The 14,471-nt window shown below is 53.3% G+C and carries 16 protein-coding genes; 14 read left to right on the forward strand and 2 right to left on the reverse strand.

What is annotated here, in order from left to right; genetic code table 11:
• Positions 1-2: 2 nt before the first annotated feature.
• Both folM and fldB read right to left on the reverse strand, forming a co-directional pair.
• Complete coding sequence (gene folM, locus HMF8227_RS02540; RefSeq protein ID WP_109338681.1) at positions 3-707, reverse strand: dihydromonapterin reductase; 705 nt, start codon at positions 705-707, stop codon at positions 3-5.
• Positions 708-758: 51 nt separating this feature from the next.
• Positions 759-1,286 (reverse strand): flavodoxin FldB, encoded by a 528-nt coding sequence (gene fldB, locus HMF8227_RS02545; RefSeq protein WP_109340987.1) that lies wholly within the window; start codon positions 1,284-1,286, stop codon positions 759-761.
• Positions 1,287-1,631: 345 nt separating this feature from the next.
• On the opposite strand from fldB, the gene HMF8227_RS02550 reads away from it, so the two are divergent.
• The 14 genes from HMF8227_RS02550 to HMF8227_RS02615 all read left to right on the forward strand — a co-directional run bounded on the left by HMF8227_RS02550 (position 1,632) and on the right by HMF8227_RS02615 (position 14,408).
• Entirely contained in the window at positions 1,632-1,847 is a 216-nt protein-coding gene (locus tag HMF8227_RS02550) for an EF-hand domain-containing protein (protein WP_109338682.1), read from the forward strand.
• Positions 1,848-1,932: 85 nt separating this feature from the next.
• Positions 1,933-2,148, forward strand: a complete 216-nt coding sequence (locus tag HMF8227_RS15010) for an EF-hand domain-containing protein (RefSeq protein ID WP_162558463.1) — start codon at positions 1,933-1,935, stop codon at positions 2,146-2,148.
• A 140-nt stretch (positions 2,149-2,288) separates the two neighbouring features.
• Entirely contained in the window at positions 2,289-3,221 is a 933-nt protein-coding gene (gene xerD, locus HMF8227_RS02560) for a site-specific tyrosine recombinase XerD (RefSeq protein WP_420820549.1), read from the forward strand.
• A 119-nt stretch (positions 3,222-3,340) separates the two neighbouring features.
• Positions 3,341-4,060 (forward strand): bifunctional protein-disulfide isomerase/oxidoreductase DsbC, encoded by a 720-nt coding sequence (gene dsbC, locus HMF8227_RS02565; protein WP_109338685.1) that lies wholly within the window; start codon positions 3,341-3,343, stop codon positions 4,058-4,060.
• A 3-nt stretch (positions 4,061-4,063) separates the two neighbouring features.
• Entirely contained in the window at positions 4,064-5,788 is a 1,725-nt protein-coding gene (recJ, locus tag HMF8227_RS02570) for a single-stranded-DNA-specific exonuclease RecJ (RefSeq protein WP_420820516.1), read from the forward strand.
• Positions 5,789-5,835: 47 nt separating this feature from the next.
• Positions 5,836-6,111: a hypothetical protein gene (locus HMF8227_RS02575; RefSeq protein WP_109338686.1), complete on the forward strand. Its 276-nt coding sequence runs from the start codon at positions 5,836-5,838 to the stop codon at positions 6,109-6,111.
• 2 nt (positions 6,112-6,113) lie between these two features.
• A complete protein-coding gene (gene recO / locus HMF8227_RS02580; RefSeq protein WP_109338687.1) occupies positions 6,114-6,815 on the forward strand; it encodes a DNA repair protein RecO in 702 nt (233 codons plus the stop codon).
• Between the two features lie 2 nt (positions 6,816-6,817).
• Positions 6,818-7,555 carry a pyridoxine 5'-phosphate synthase gene (pdxJ, locus tag HMF8227_RS02585; RefSeq protein WP_109338688.1) on the forward strand — a complete coding sequence of 246 codons (738 nt, stop codon included), beginning with the start codon at positions 6,818-6,820 and terminating at the stop codon, positions 7,553-7,555.
• 1 nt (position 7,556) lies between these two features.
• The gene (gene acpS / locus HMF8227_RS02590; RefSeq protein WP_109338689.1) at positions 7,557-7,967 is read left to right on the forward strand and encodes a holo-ACP synthase; all 411 of its coding nucleotides are present in this window, start codon (positions 7,557-7,559) and stop codon (positions 7,965-7,967) included.
• Complete coding sequence (rlmD, locus tag HMF8227_RS02595) at positions 7,936-9,270, forward strand: 23S rRNA (uracil(1939)-C(5))-methyltransferase RlmD (protein ID WP_109338690.1); 1,335 nt, start codon at positions 7,936-7,938, stop codon at positions 9,268-9,270. Before acpS ends, rlmD begins: the two co-directional genes overlap by 32 nt.
• Before the next feature lie 13 nt (positions 9,271-9,283).
• Complete coding sequence (relA, locus tag HMF8227_RS02600) at positions 9,284-11,434, forward strand: GTP diphosphokinase (RefSeq protein ID WP_109338691.1); 2,151 nt, start codon at positions 9,284-9,286, stop codon at positions 11,432-11,434.
• Positions 11,434-12,240, forward strand: coding sequence for a nucleoside triphosphate pyrophosphohydrolase (gene mazG, locus HMF8227_RS02605; RefSeq protein WP_109338692.1), 807 nt, complete (start codon positions 11,434-11,436; stop codon positions 12,238-12,240). The genes relA and mazG overlap by 1 nt, the downstream gene beginning before the upstream one ends.
• A gap of 37 nt (positions 12,241-12,277) precedes the next feature.
• On the forward strand, positions 12,278-13,723 hold the full coding sequence (locus HMF8227_RS02610) for a hypothetical protein (RefSeq protein ID WP_109338693.1): 1,446 nt from the start codon (positions 12,278-12,280) through the stop codon (positions 13,721-13,723).
• 49 nt (positions 13,724-13,772) lie between these two features.
• The gene (locus tag HMF8227_RS02615; protein WP_109338694.1) at positions 13,773-14,408 is read left to right on the forward strand and encodes a YiiX/YebB-like N1pC/P60 family cysteine hydrolase; all 636 of its coding nucleotides are present in this window, start codon (positions 13,773-13,775) and stop codon (positions 14,406-14,408) included.
• Positions 14,409-14,471 lie beyond the last annotated feature (63 nt).

Here is a 14,471-nt window from a genome sequence, read left to right on the forward strand (position 1 = left end):
TCCTATGGGAGGTTCAGGTGCCGGCCCCCGTCTACCGGGATGCTGCGACCGGTGATGTAGTCGGAGTCGAGCAGAAAGCAGAGGCTGTTGAATATCTCCTTTTCACCCGGCTCGATTTCCATCAACGATTTTTTCAGGGTCTTCTGGCGGTAGGCCGGACTGTCATCTTCGTTAAAGATGATCAATGCCGGGGCAATGGCATTCACCTTGATCGAAGGAGCCAGCTTACGGGCAAAGGAATAGGTCAGGTTTTCCAGTGCTGCTTTACTGGCGGCATAGGCCATATTCTTGGTGCTGCCAATCTGGGTGACAAAGTCAGTCATATGGATTATGTCTGCCTTATCCCCATTGAGTAGCGGAGCAAGAGCCCGGTTGAGCAGGAAGGGCGCCTTGGCGTGTACGGCCATCATGGCCTCGAATACCTGACCTGGATTGTCGTCGCTGTCGGCATGCCAGTCCGAGGCGTTATGGACCAGAGCCCTGAGGCTTCCGTAGTTAGCCTTTAGGGTATCGGCAAAGGCATTGACGCCGGATTCGCTGCTAAAGTCAGCCTGAATACAGTGGATGCCTTCGGCTTCAAGTTCTTCAATCAATGGACGATGGCGACGGTAGCTGATTACCACAGATTGGCCCTGTTGATTGAGAGCCCGGGCGCAATAGAGCCCAACCCGTTGGGCGGCGCCAGTAATGACAATGGGAGCCGTCATAGTTCATTCCTGAGTTAAAGTCGGTTGGTACGCACCAGCTAACTAACCGGATTAAATGCTTTGCATCTCATCCACCAATTGATTGACCCATTGCTGGATGCGGTCATCGGTTTGCTCAAACTGGTTTTCGTCATCCAGGGACAGACCGACAAAATAGTCGCCGTCCTCGGTCAGTGCTTTCGACTGGGCAAATTCATAACCTTGGTTGGGCCAATAACCAATAAAGTGTACACCCAGTATGGATAATTCGTCATGCAACATGCCTAAGGCATCCTGAAACCAGTCGGTGTAGCCGATTTGATCGCCCAGGCCATAAAGCGCAACGACCTTGCCCTCCAGATTGAGATCGCGAATATCCTCCCAACTGGACTCCCAGTCTTCCTGCAACTCGCCGAAATCCCAGGTGGAGATACCAAAGATCAGAATGTCATAGCCCTCGGCGTCTTTGAGGGGCACATCCTTAATGTTGTGGATATCGACCAGTTCCTCACCCAGTTGGGCCTGTATTTTTTCTGCCGCCATCTCGGTGTAGCAAGTGCTGGAACCGTAAAATAAGCCAATTTGTGCCGTGTCGGTCATAATCGTCAGACTGATTGGTTTGCGCGTATTGTAAGCCGTTGCCGCTGTAGATCCAGCCTTATGCATCCGGTGACCTGGGGGCGGCGAAGCTTTAATTTCACTTAAATCTAACAGTGTCGCCTGACTATTACAGTGTAAGCCCATGTTAATTAAAGGTTTTTGTTTGTTTCGGGCTGTAAGGGTCGCAGTATGGCGACAGTCTGGTCGGTAGAAGCGTTGAGTTGAAAGTTTAACTATTTGATAAATAGTGATTTTTCATGGTTGGCACGGAGGTTGATACAGGGAGTGGGAGAGTCATAGTGGCACATTGGGTGCCGACCCAACCTAAGTATAAAGGAGAAAATCATGAAAAAGTGTATTGCAACAATGATGCTGCTGCCAGCCATGGGTGTTTTGGCTGGGAATATAAACTTTGATCAGTTGGATGCGAATGGTGACGGTTCGCTCAGTCCTCAGGAAGCGGCGGCGTCGAAAGAGTTAGCCAGCAACTTTGCTAAGGTCGATACCGACGGTAATGGCCGCCTTTCCAAAGGGGAAGTTGAAGCTTACCTCAATAGCTAACATTGGGTATAAGCCACGGCCGCTCATCCCCCGTCCGTGGCTTTCTTTTTCCTCGTTTCCCTATCAGTCATAATCAGGAGCGACAGTGAGAAAAGCAGTTTTTTCGATACCGTTCGTCATCAGCGCAGTGGCCATGGCCACGCCGCAAAGCTTTATGTTGTTGGATACCGATAATGACGGCGTCATCAGTTATCAGGAAGCGTCGGCCGATCAGATACTGGCCGGGGATTTCTCGCGCTTTGATATTAACGGCGACGGTGTTCTGTCTCAGGCGGAGTATCGTCGTTATCGCCACTCTTAGGCGTTATCGTTTCCCATCCCGGGAGAGTCAGAAGCGCTGTTTAGCGCAGACTTCTTTGAGGTGCCTCGGCACCTCTTTTTTATGCGTTAAGGGGGGGAAGTTGGTATCCTGAATGTCACCACTGTTTGGGATAACTGATTATCGTGTCCACGTCCGATTCTTCCTTTCCTTCGACCCTATCCCGCTTTCATCGGGAAGCCCTCACCGAGTTTCAGAATTACATCTGGCTGGAGAAAGGCTTAAGTGATAATACGGTACAGGCCTATCGGCGCGATCTGGTGCGTTTGGCTCTGTTTCTGCAAAGCCAGAGCCAGACGTTGGGGAACTTCGACGCTTTGAGCATCAATCAGTACCTGGCCAGCCGCTATGATGCGGGCTTATCGGAGCGCAGCACCGCACGCATGTTATCCAGTGTGCGAACCTTAGTGAAGTATCAGCTGCAGTATCAGGTGCGTGAGGACGACCCTCTCGCTCACCTGACCAACCCAAAGTTGGCTCAGGCTCTGCCTAAGACATTAACTGAACAGCAGGTGGATGCCTTGCTGGAAGCGCCGGATATCGGTGACCCGATACAGCATCGCGACCGTGCCATGTTGGAGGTGCTGTATGCGGCAGGTCTCAGGGTCAGTGAACTGGTGGGCTTACGCTTGTCCATGGTGAGTCTGACACAAGGCATGGTCAGGGTTACCGGCAAAGGGGATAAAGACCGCCTGGTACCGTTGGGTGAATCCGCGGTGGACTGGTTAACGCGCTATTGTCGTGAGGCGCGACCCGTTCTACTCGGGCAGAAGCAGGACGATATTGTGTTTCCCTCCAGTCGAGGTCAGCCCATGACTCGCCAGACCTTTTGGTACCGTATTAAGCGGTATGCCAGAGAGGTGGGGATAGACGACAGTCTGTCGCCGCACACCTTGCGGCACGCTTTCGCGACCCATCTTTTGAATCACGGTGCCGATCTGCGTGTCGTACAGATGTTGCTGGGGCACTCTGATCTTTCTACTACTCAGATATATACGCACATTGCTAATGAGCGTTTACAACAGGTGGTGAGTGACCATCACCCCAGAGGCTAGAGGGATCTGATATAAACAGCACCGAATGGCATGGAAACCGAGACCATGACTCAATACAATGTAACTTTTCCGATGACCAGCGGGTCAAATTAAACAGTTAATCAATTTAGAGAGTTCGAATGAAACATTGGATCGCAAGTTTAACGCTGGCCGCGCTAGTCAGTGCCTTCGCCGTAGAGGCCGAAACCGACACCGAGCAGCAGCTCAAAACGACCCTGAGTGATCAGTTAGGGATGAAGGTAACCAGTTTAGAGCCTGCCCCGGTTGAGGGGTTGTATCAGGCGGTTACCAGTCGGGGCTTGTTCTACGTCAGCACTGACGGAGGTTATCTGATCCATGGTCGGGTCTATAACATCAACAAGGGACTTTTGAACGAGACCGAACAGGCGTTGGCTGAAATCCGTCTGGAAGGTTTGGAACAGTTTCAGGATTCGACGATTGAATTTAAAGCCGACGACGAACGTCATGTAATTACCGTATTTACAGACATTAGCTGTGGCTATTGCCGTAAATTACATAGCCAGATCGACGAGTATAACCGTCGTGGCATTACCGTGCGCTATCTGGCTTTCCCACGAGGTGGTTTGAACACACAGACCTACAAAGACATGGTGTCGGTGTGGTGTTCTGATGAGCCAAAAGCAACGCTGACCGCCGCTAAAGCGGGTGACAATATCCCAGCAAACAGCTGTGAAAATAAGGTGCGTCAGCAGTATGAATTTGGCCAGAAGGTTGGTGTTAACGGCACGCCAGCATTAATTCTGGATGATGGCAGCATGATCCCCGGCTATCAGCCACCGGCGCGTTTGGAACAGGCATTACAGGGTTCGGGTTCGTAATTCGTGTCAGAGCCGCTGAATATCGTGCGCCGGGCGGTGCCCGATTCGTTACCAAATTTGTCGAACCTTTCCAGGCGCTTGCAACAGATCTATGCCAGCCGTGGTGTGACGGACAGTTCTGAACTGGACCACAGTACCAGATCGTTGTTGCACTACGATGGGCTCAATGGTCTGTCGTCGGCGGTGGAGCGCTTGTGTCAGGCACTGGAGTTGAACCACAAGATTATCATTGTCGGTGATTTTGATGCTGACGGTGCCACCAGCACGGCACTGTGTCTTCTGGCGATGAAACAGATGGGCTTTCAGTCACTGGATTATCTGGTGCCCAATCGCTTTGACTTTGGTTATGGCCTGAGCCCGGAAATCGTCGAGGTGGCCCATCAAAATGGTGCCGAGCTGATTATCACAGTGGACAATGGCATTGCCTGTCTGGCCGGAGCTCGCCGGACTCGTGAATTAGGCATGGATCTTATCGTTACCGACCATCACCTGCCGGCGGAAGAACTCCCCGAGGCGGATGCTATCGTTAATCCCAACCAGCCGGGCTGTGAGTTTATGTCGAAACACCTGGCGGGAGTCGGGGTGGCATTTTACCTGATGCTGGCCTTGTGTCGTCATCTGCAGCAGCAGGGCTATTTCGAACAGCAGAAGGCGCCGAATCCGGCGGACTTTTTGGATTTGGTGGCCTTAGGGACCATTGCCGACGTGGTGATGCTGGATCAGAACAATCGCGTATTGGTCCACCAGGGCCTTCAGCGGATTCGTAGTGGACGCTGTCGTCCGGGCATTCAGGCTATGGTAGAGGTGGCGGGCCGCAATCTGGCCGACCTGCAGGCCTCGGATCTGGGCTTTGTCTTAGGTCCCCGGCTGAACGCCGCAGGGCGACTGGACGATATGGTGATGGGGATCGAGTGTCTGCTGGCTGACGACATTGGCCGGGCCCGCCAGATGGCGGTACAGTTGGACAGTCTGAATCAGGAACGCAAAGACATCGAAGCCAGCATGAAGCAAGAAGCGGTGGCCATACTGGATTCGCTGGCATTGCAGGAAGAGACTCTGCCAGATGGTATTGCCCTGTATCAGAGCGACTGGCACCAGGGTGTGATCGGCATTGTTGCCGGGCGTATCAAAGAGCAATACTTTCGCCCCACGGTGGCATTTGCCCATCAGGATGATGACACTCTTAAAGGCTCGGCACGCTCCATTCCGGGGCTGCATATCCGGGACCTGCTGGAAGAGATCAGTCATCGATACCCCGGTGTTATCAGCAAGTTCGGTGGTCACGCCATGGCGGCTGGTCTGAGTCTGCCGGTGTCTCAGTTTGAGGCCTTTAAAACGGTGTTTGCTCAGGTAGCCGGGGAGTGGTTGTCCGGACGCTCACTCGCCGGCGAGATCCTAAGCGACGGTGAGTTAAATGATGAGCAGCTGTCGCTGGAATTTGCCGAGCAGCTAAAGCAGGCCGGCCCCTGGGGGCAAGGCTTTCCTGAACCGCTGTTTGATGGCCTGTTCGAGGTAGTAGAGCAGCGACTGGTCGGCGATAAGCACCTTAAATTGCAGCTTGGTACGGCGTCGGGAAAGGTTATCGATGGCATCGCGTTTAATGTGGATACCCGCATCTGGCCGGACCGTCGTATTCGGCAGGTGCAGCTGGCTTATAAGCTCGATATTAACCGTTACCGGGGGCGGGTAAGCCCTCAGTTGCTGGTGGATGCCATCGCGCCGGCCTGAATTCAGAGTCCGTCTATGAAATATAAACAGACCTTAGGCACCAGACCATGAGTGATCCACAACTGAAAAAACTGCTTGAGCATCCCCAGTTGACCCATAGCGAGAACCGCAGAGTCATCTCCCATGTGCAGCGTGAGGACGGCGACTGGTATCTGCATACCCTGATGCTGGAAGGCGTGGATACGCCTTTTAAGTTTAGGCGTAAAAAGCCCTATCAGTCATTGCAAGGCGCTCGGGTGAATCTGACCTATTACCCGGATACCGAGTCGGTTGCGGGGTTGGATTTTGATATTATGAAGGTCGTGCGGCTAAGGCGCGCCTGACCATGCAAGCATCACTCTGTCAGGGCTTTGTACTCCATCGACGACCGTATCGGGAAACCAGCTTTTTGGTGGATCTGCTTACCGAACAATGGGGCAAGGTTCGGGTCATGGCACGGGGCCAGCGGAACCGGAAGAATGGCGGCAGCCACCTGTTACAGCCCTTTCGATTATTGCAAATGGGGCTGGCGGGACGGGGCGAGCTTAAGCAGCTGAGAACGGTAGAGGCGGCCGAGCTGGCCTATCCGCTGCAAGGGCGGGCACTGTTTTCTGCCCTGTATTTAAATGAATTATTGACCCGATTACTGCAAGCCGAGTTACCGGTGCCCGAGCTGTTTAGCGCCTATCGGCAAAGCTTAGTGACACTGGTGAAGCAGCCTGATGAGCTGGAGCCGATCCTGAGAAATTATGAGCTCCTGCTGCTTAATGAGCTCGGTTATGCGCCTGATTTTCAGCATCATGCTAACGGTGAGATACTGGTCGACGACTACTATCGCTACGATGAGGATGAAGGCTTCACCCCGGTGGCGGCAGGCTCGAACGCCAGAGGGTTGTTTCGTGGCCAGGACTTACTGGCTATTGGTGAGCGGCACTGGCACCCTGATACCCTACGTGCTGCCAAGCGACTGAACCGCCTGGCACTTCAGCCACTATTAGGTAGTAAGCCGCTGAAAAGCCGGGAACTTTTTATGACTTTAGAAGGTTAACTATGCAAGAGATACTGCTTGGGATAAACATTGATCACATTGCCACCTTGCGTAACGCCAGGGGTACCGCCTATCCGGACCCGGTTCATGCGGCCGATATTGCCGAACGGGCTGGCGCGGATGGCATTACCGTGCATTTGCGGGAAGATCGCCGTCACATTATCGACAGAGATGTGGAATTGTTGCGACAAACCATCAATACCCGACTTAACCTGGAAATGGCGGTGACCGAAGAAATGTTGACCATCGCTGAGCGCATCCAACCCGAGTACAGTTGCCTGGTACCGGAAAAGCGCGAGGAGCTGACCACCGAGGGAGGCCTGGACGTGGTGGGTAATTTCGAGCGGGTACAAGCTGCCTGCGAGCGCCTACAAGGACAGGGTATTATCGTCTCGTTGTTTATCGATGCTGATGAGCGGCAGATAGACGCCGCTGCTAAGGCTGGTGCTAAGTTCATCGAGATCCATACCGGTCACTATGCCGAGGCCCGCAATGAGGCGGAAGCGGAGCAGGAATTAGTGCGTATTCGCGAGGGAGTGGCGTTGGCCCAGTCCCGCGGCTTGAAGGTGAATGCTGGTCACGGCCTGCATTACCATAATGTGAAGCCCATCGCTGCCATCGACGGTATTATTGAGCTGAATATTGGGCATGCGGTGATCGCCCGTGCGGCTTTCGACGGTTTGGCTAAGGCGGTGGCCGATATGAAGGCGCTGATGTTACAAGCGCGTCAGGGAGTCTAGCATGGCGATTTTGGGACTAGGTACGGATATCGTCGAAACTGCTCGTATCGAAGCGCAATTGGAGCGCTCCAATAAGCTGTCCGAGCGGATTCTTACCGACACCGAACAGGCCGAACTGGCAAAGCAGAAATACCCAGCCCGTTTCCTGGCGAAGCGTTTTGCGGCTAAGGAAGCTGCAGTTAAGGCCGCAGGGACCGGCATCGGCAACGGGATAAGCTTTCAGCAGATGGAGATCCGCCATCTGCCCTCAGGGCAGCCCATTTTGCATCTGGAAGGCGCTCTGTTGGAGCATTGTCATCAGTTGGGGGTGGTCCAGAGTCATATTTCCATTACTGACGAGCAGCACTATGCAGTGGCAACGGTGATCCTGGAGGGAGAAGATGGTCAAGGTTTTTCGGCCCCCAAAGTCTAAGTCCCGAACCAGGACGCAAAAACGCCTGACGACAGTTGTCGATACACTGGATCACGCCGGAGTCGGGGTCTGTCGCGAGCACAAACCGGTGATCTTTGCCGAAGGCGGTTTGCCCGGTGAGCGTTGTCGCATTGGTATTACCGAACAAAAGCGTCAGTTTTGGCGCGGTCAGGTTCAGGAGGTTATCGAGGCCAGCGCCGAGCGACAAACGCCGTTTTGCCCCCACTTCGACCAGTGCGGCGGCTGCCAGACACAGCATGCAGACCCAGAAGTTATGCTAGCCCATAAACAGGCGGCGGTGGATGAATTGCTAAAACGGGTGGCGGGAGCAGCTGACCTGCCCTGGTATGCTCCGTTAGCGGGGAATCCGAAAGGCTACCGACGCAAGGCACGTATAGCGTTGGACGCGACCGGTAAGACACTGAAGGTGGGCTTTCGTGGTCAGCGCAGTCAGCAGGTGGTGGACATTCAACAATGTGAGGTTCTGACGCCGCCTCTGCAGGCGTTGTTGGTACCGCTCAGAGAAACGCTGACAAAACTCAGAGGGCAGCGGGCATTAGGGCATATTAGTCTGTTCGACGGTAGTGATAAGCAAGGTGCAGTGCAGCTGGTGCTGCGGGTAACCCGGCCGTTGGCCAATCAAGACAAGCAAGCTCTGTGTGACTTAGCCAGACAGCAACACTGTCAGATCCTGCTCGATAGAGGTGATGACCAGATTGATCATCTGGCGGGCCCCGGGCAAGAGGCAGGTTACTGGGTAGAAGGTTGTCAGCTGAATCTCGGACCCAATGACTTTGTGCAGGTCAATGGCGAGGTAAATCTGGCCATGGTGTCTCAGACGCTGGATTGGCTTATGCCCCAGACAGGTGAAACGATCTGGGATCTGTTCGCTGGTATGGGGAACTTTAGCCTGCCGCTGGCCAGGCGGGGAGCTGAAGTGGTGGGGGTGGAAGTCAGTGATGCCATGGTGCGGCGGGCTCGAGCGAACGCCGCTCTGAATAAGCTGGATAACCTGACATTTATAAAGCAGGATCTAACTGAACCCGAATCACTGTTCAAGTCGTTGAGCATGGCTGATAAGGTCGTGCTGGATCCCGCTAGGGCCGGGGCTCAGGCGGTGATGCCGCTGCTGGCCCAAAGCCGTCCCAAGGCGGTTGTGTATGTATCCTGTAACCCCGCAACGTTTGCCCGTGACCTGTCGGTGTTGCTTGAGGCGGGCTGGCAGGTTCATAAAATAGCCCTGATGGATATGTTTCCCTACACCTCCCATACTGAATTGATGGCGTTAGTGAAACCCGGTTAGTTGGAACAAAGTTATGGTCTCGATTCGCAAGGTGCACAAACAAGAAGATGCCTCCTTTCAGGAGTGGCTGGCCTCGTTACCCATTTCGGCCAGGACCCGTCAGAGGCTGACCGAAATAGCCGGGGGACAGGTGGTGTCCGAGCAGGCGCGGGAGATGGTGGAAATCCTGCTGGATCTGCATATGGACACTGAGACACTGCAAGCCGCCATTGTTTTGCCACATTGCGAACAACAACAGCTTGATGACGAAACCATTGTCACCACCTATGGCAGCGGTATTCACCAGTTGATTCAGGGGGTTCGGCGGATGGCGGCCATCCGCACACTGAGACATCACAAGCAATCTGGTGATGAGGCTCAGATCGACAACCTAAGACGCATGCTATTGTCCATGGTGGAAGATGTGCGGGCGGTGGTGATCAAACTGGCCGAGCGTATTTGTGCGCTCAGGGCGGTCAAACAGGCCGATGAAGAAACCCGGGTTTTGTTAGCCCGGGAGTGCGCCACCATCTATGCACCGCTGGCGAACCGGCTTGGCATCGGTCAGCTGAAGTGGGAGCTGGAAGATCTGTCGTTTCGTTATCTGCACCCGGACACCTACATGAAAATTGCCCGTTGGCTGGATGGTAAGCGGGAAGACAGAGAAGCCTATATCGATCACTTTGTGGCCAATCTGCAAGAGCAGTTGGAGCAAGAGCATATCCGGGCTCAGGTGTATGGGCGGCCTAAGCACATTTACAGCATCTGGAAGAAGATGCAGAAAAAACACCTGAGCTTCGAGGAGTTGTTCGACATCCGGGCAGTACGCATTATCGCAGAGCGCCTGCAAGACTGTTATGGCGCCTTGGGGATTGTGCACGCCAACTGGAACCATATCCCGCAGGAATTCGACGACTATATCGCTACCCCCAAGCCAAATGGCTATCAGTCCATTCATACGGTGGTGGTGGGCCCCGAGGGCAAATCGGTGGAAATTCAAATCCGTACCGAGCAAATGCACCAAGATGCTGAGCTTGGCGTGGCGGCACACTGGAAATATAAGGAAGGCAGTGCAGGCAGCACCTCCAGCTTCGACGATAAGATCAACTGGCTGCGTAAGATCCTGCAGTGGCAGGAGGAAATGGCCGAATCTGGCGAGCTGGTGGAAGAGCTGCGCAGTCAGGTGTTTGACGATCGGGTCTACGTGTTCACGCCTCAAGGGGATGTGATCGACCTGCCTCAGGGGGCCACGCCTCTGGACTTCGCCTACTACATTCACAGTAATGTGGGCCATCGCTGTATCGGCGCCAAGGTATTTGGCCGCATCGTGCCTTTCACTTATCAATTGCAGACGGGCGATCAGGTCGAAATTCTGACCGGTAAACAACAAAACCCCAGCCGCGACTGGATGAATCCGGCGTTGGGTTATGTACACTCATCCCGGGCCAGGGCCAAGATTCATACCTTTTTTAAGAAACAGGACAAGAGCAAGAACCGTCAAGCGGGCAAAGAGTCGCTGGAACGAGAATTACAGCGGGTGAATGTGCCGGTTAAAGACGCCGATCAGGCCTGTGAACGCTTTAATGTGCAAACGGTGGATGATCTCTATGCCGCCGTTGGTGCCGGTGATATTCGCCTCAATCAGGTGGTCAATTACCTGCTGCAGCAACACCAGGGTGAACCGGAGCCTGAACTGCCTATCAAGACACGACGCTTTCGGCCGGGCAAGGCCGGTGACAGCGTGGTGGTGGAAGGTGTTGGGAACTTACTGACCCAGTTGGCCAACTGTTGTCAGCCGCTGCCCGGTGACCCTATTCAGGGCTACATTACTCAGGGGCGCGGTGTGAGTGTGCATCGGGAGGATTGTGAGCAGTTGTCTCACTTACTGGATGAACACCCAGAGCGTGCCATTGATGTGCACTGGTCTGGAGACAGTGGTAGTGCCTTTAAGGTGGATGTGGCCATTCGCTGTCTTGACAGAGACGGCATGCTCAGAGACATCACCACCGTGCTGGCCAATGATAAAATTGGGTTATTGAGCGTGAATAGCCAGATGAATACCAAGGACCAGTTGGCTTTGGTGCTGTTAACTATTGAGGTGCCGGATCTCAGCGCCCTGTCGCGGACCCTGCATCGATTACAACAGATCCACGGCGTTGTGGATGTCACTCGAAAGGATCACTGATGTCATCAAGCTCCTATTCTCAACTTGACCGTCTGCTTTGGGTGATGGATTGTCTGCGTGATCCAGACTCTGGTTGCCCCTGGGATCTGAAGCAGGACTTTGCCAGCATAGTGCCACACACCATAGAGGAAGCCTATGAGGTCGCCGATGCCATCGAGCGTCAGGACAAAGCCGATATTCAGGAAGAACTGGGTGATCTCTTGTTTCAGGTGGTATTTTACGCCCGCCTGGGTAAGGAAAAGCAATGGTTTGATTTTGAGGCCATCGCCGGTGCCATGGCCGAGAAGCTCATTCGTCGCCACCCTCATGTATTCGGTGAGCACTCCTTCAGCGAGCAGGAAGTTAAGCAAAACTGGGAGCTGGAGAAGGCTCGGGAGCGGCAGGCCAAGGCAAACGACGAGGCCGTCAGTGCCCTGGATAATATTCCTCTCGCGCTGCCGTCGTTGACCCGTGCTTATAAATTACAGAAACGATGTGCTAATGTTGGTTTTGATTGGCCCGATACAACAGGAGTGCTGGACAAAATCCATGAGGAAATAGAGGAGGTTCAGCAAGAACTGGCGCGTTCAAAACGAAATGAAGAGGCGCTGGAAGAGGAATTGGGTGATTTACTGTTCGCCACCGTGAATCTGGTGCGTCACTTGAAAAAAGACCCGGAAACCGCATTGCGAAGAGCGAACGCTAAGTTTGAACGCCGGTTTCGGCAAGTGGAACAACATGCCGACGAAAAGGCTGATGGGGTCACAGGCCTGTCACTGACAGAGCTCGAACACTTATGGCAGAGCGTCAAGGCTGCAGAAAAATAGCTCGTATATTGCAATAGTAATGACAATAGGCTGGTAAATGGCAAAGGCGAAGATCGGTGAGAGTAATTACATTAAAGACCTGCGGGTGCTGGTGGCTAAGATCCACAATAAGTCCTCGATGCGGGATTCTTTCTACGAGCAGGCTACCGATTATTTCAACGAGCAGCCTTTGGCATTGGAGCGCCTGGAAGACCTGAAGAACAAACAGAAGCAGGCCGAAGCGAATCCGAAAGATGAAAAGACCCTGAAGCGGGCTAAGAAAGCCGTTAAAGACTTTGAGAAGCAGCTTAAAGACGAGCAGGTCACGCGCCACAAGAAAATGGTGGCTTTTGCCGAGCAGATTATCGATATGGTGGAGCACAACGAAGACGAAGAACGTGTTCGTGCCTCCGCTCGCTTGTTAGGGTCGGTCATGCTGATGGGCTCCGATGAGGTACGACATCGGGCCGACCAATGGCATCATCATAGCCAGCATATCTACAAGGCGGTACTGGCCCTGCTGTTACTTGAACAACTGGTGAGGGATGAGCTGTTAACCAATCCCTATTTACTTCGTCATGAACAGGCCAGGGTCCGCAACCCTAAAAATAAAGACGAAGCGCGTGAATGTCCTTATCGCCGGTACGTTAAGGTGCCCTTAGTGATGGCGGCCCTGTTGCAGGATATCGGTTATTACCACCCGGATGCACTGGCTTTGGTGGACAACAAGCCGGAAGACAGCAGAAAGCAGCGTAGCCTGGATAGTGAACAAAAACAGGCACTGCGCAAGATTAACTTTGAGCAAAGCCTGCGGTTTTGTCGTGACGCAGTGGGCATGGATATGTATGTGGGCAACTCTAAGGAGGAGCGGGACCAGTTTGAGCAAAACGAAAAAGAGAAGCACAAATTCTTACTGACTCTGTTGACGGCCGCGGCGGACCCGAAGCAATCCATCGGCAATCTGCTGAAGATTCCTCAGTCCTATGCCTCCATGGTGCTCAATACCCGATATGCCTATACATCAATGCCCAATGTCATCGACGTTCTCACTCAGTTAGGTGAACGGCGAACTTTGAATGAGCGAGCGGTGCAAAGCTTTATTGGTATAGTCGGGCGTTTCCCGGTGGGATTTGGGGTTACCTATATTCCCAAGGACAGTGAAGGTAAGGATCAGGAGAAATATGAGTACGCCATAGTGACCGGTCTTTACCCTGAGCCGCTGGACGAGCCGGTGTGCCGCATGGCCACCAAGAACCTGACCTTTTATCAGTTTGGGACTGATGTGAGAGTGAGTCAGGAAAATAACCTGTTTTTCCCGGAAGCACGGGCTAAGCTGGAACAAATCAGTCGGGACCGGTTGATCGCTATCCTGCGGAAGTTGGTGTCCAACTTTGAGGAGCGTAAAGAGCTCGATCTGATCCCTAAATGCTGGCATCCCCACACCTTTTTCTCTTATGCCCAACATCAGAACCTATGGAATAAAAAGCAGCTTAGCCAGAATTAGGCTAGATTAGAGCAAGGGAATAAACAATCTGACAACTAAGGAGAGCAGGATGTCGGTGCCCGTAAAACCTTTTCCCCATCAACCTGAGGTGGATTACCTCACTGAGTGTCGGCCTCAGTTACGTACTGGTGATATTCTGATGTGCTCCGGCAGTGGTCTGTTTTCCTCCATGATTCAACGGGGCTCGGACAGTGTCTGGAGCCATGTTGGCTTGATTGTCAAGTTGGAGGAATATAATCGTGTCATGCTGCTGGAGAGTGTGGAGCCTGCCGGAGTCAGGGCGGTTCGTCTATCCAAATACTTAGACAACTATGATAACCGGGGCAACCCTTACCCCGGAGGCCTGATCGTGGCCCGTCATCGGCAATTTGAGCATTTGGTGGATGAGACTGGTCGCCAGCAGCTGGTGCAATTTGCCTTGGATCAGTTTGGTTATCCTTATGATAAAGATCAGATTGCTCGTATTTCGGCGCGCATACTGGCCCGGGCAATCAATTTCAGTGACGAAGAATATGACCGCATCAAACCGGATAAAGAGTATCTCTGTTCGGAGTATGTGGATCGCTGCTGGCGCTCGGTGGGCGTCGAAGTGCCTTTGCACGCCGGGGGATTTATTCTGCCATCGGATTTTGCCCGCGATGACAATATTGAACTATTGGCGGTATTACAGGCAAAACATGAGTAAAGGCAACGGCCGTATCAGAGATTGAACGGCCACCGGCCTCTAAACGAACAACGCCCCGATATC

Origin of the sequence: Saliniradius amylolyticus (assembly GCF_003143555.1) — a bacterium.
GTDB classification, from domain to species: Bacteria; Pseudomonadota; Gammaproteobacteria; order Enterobacterales; family Alteromonadaceae; genus Saliniradius; species Saliniradius amylolyticus.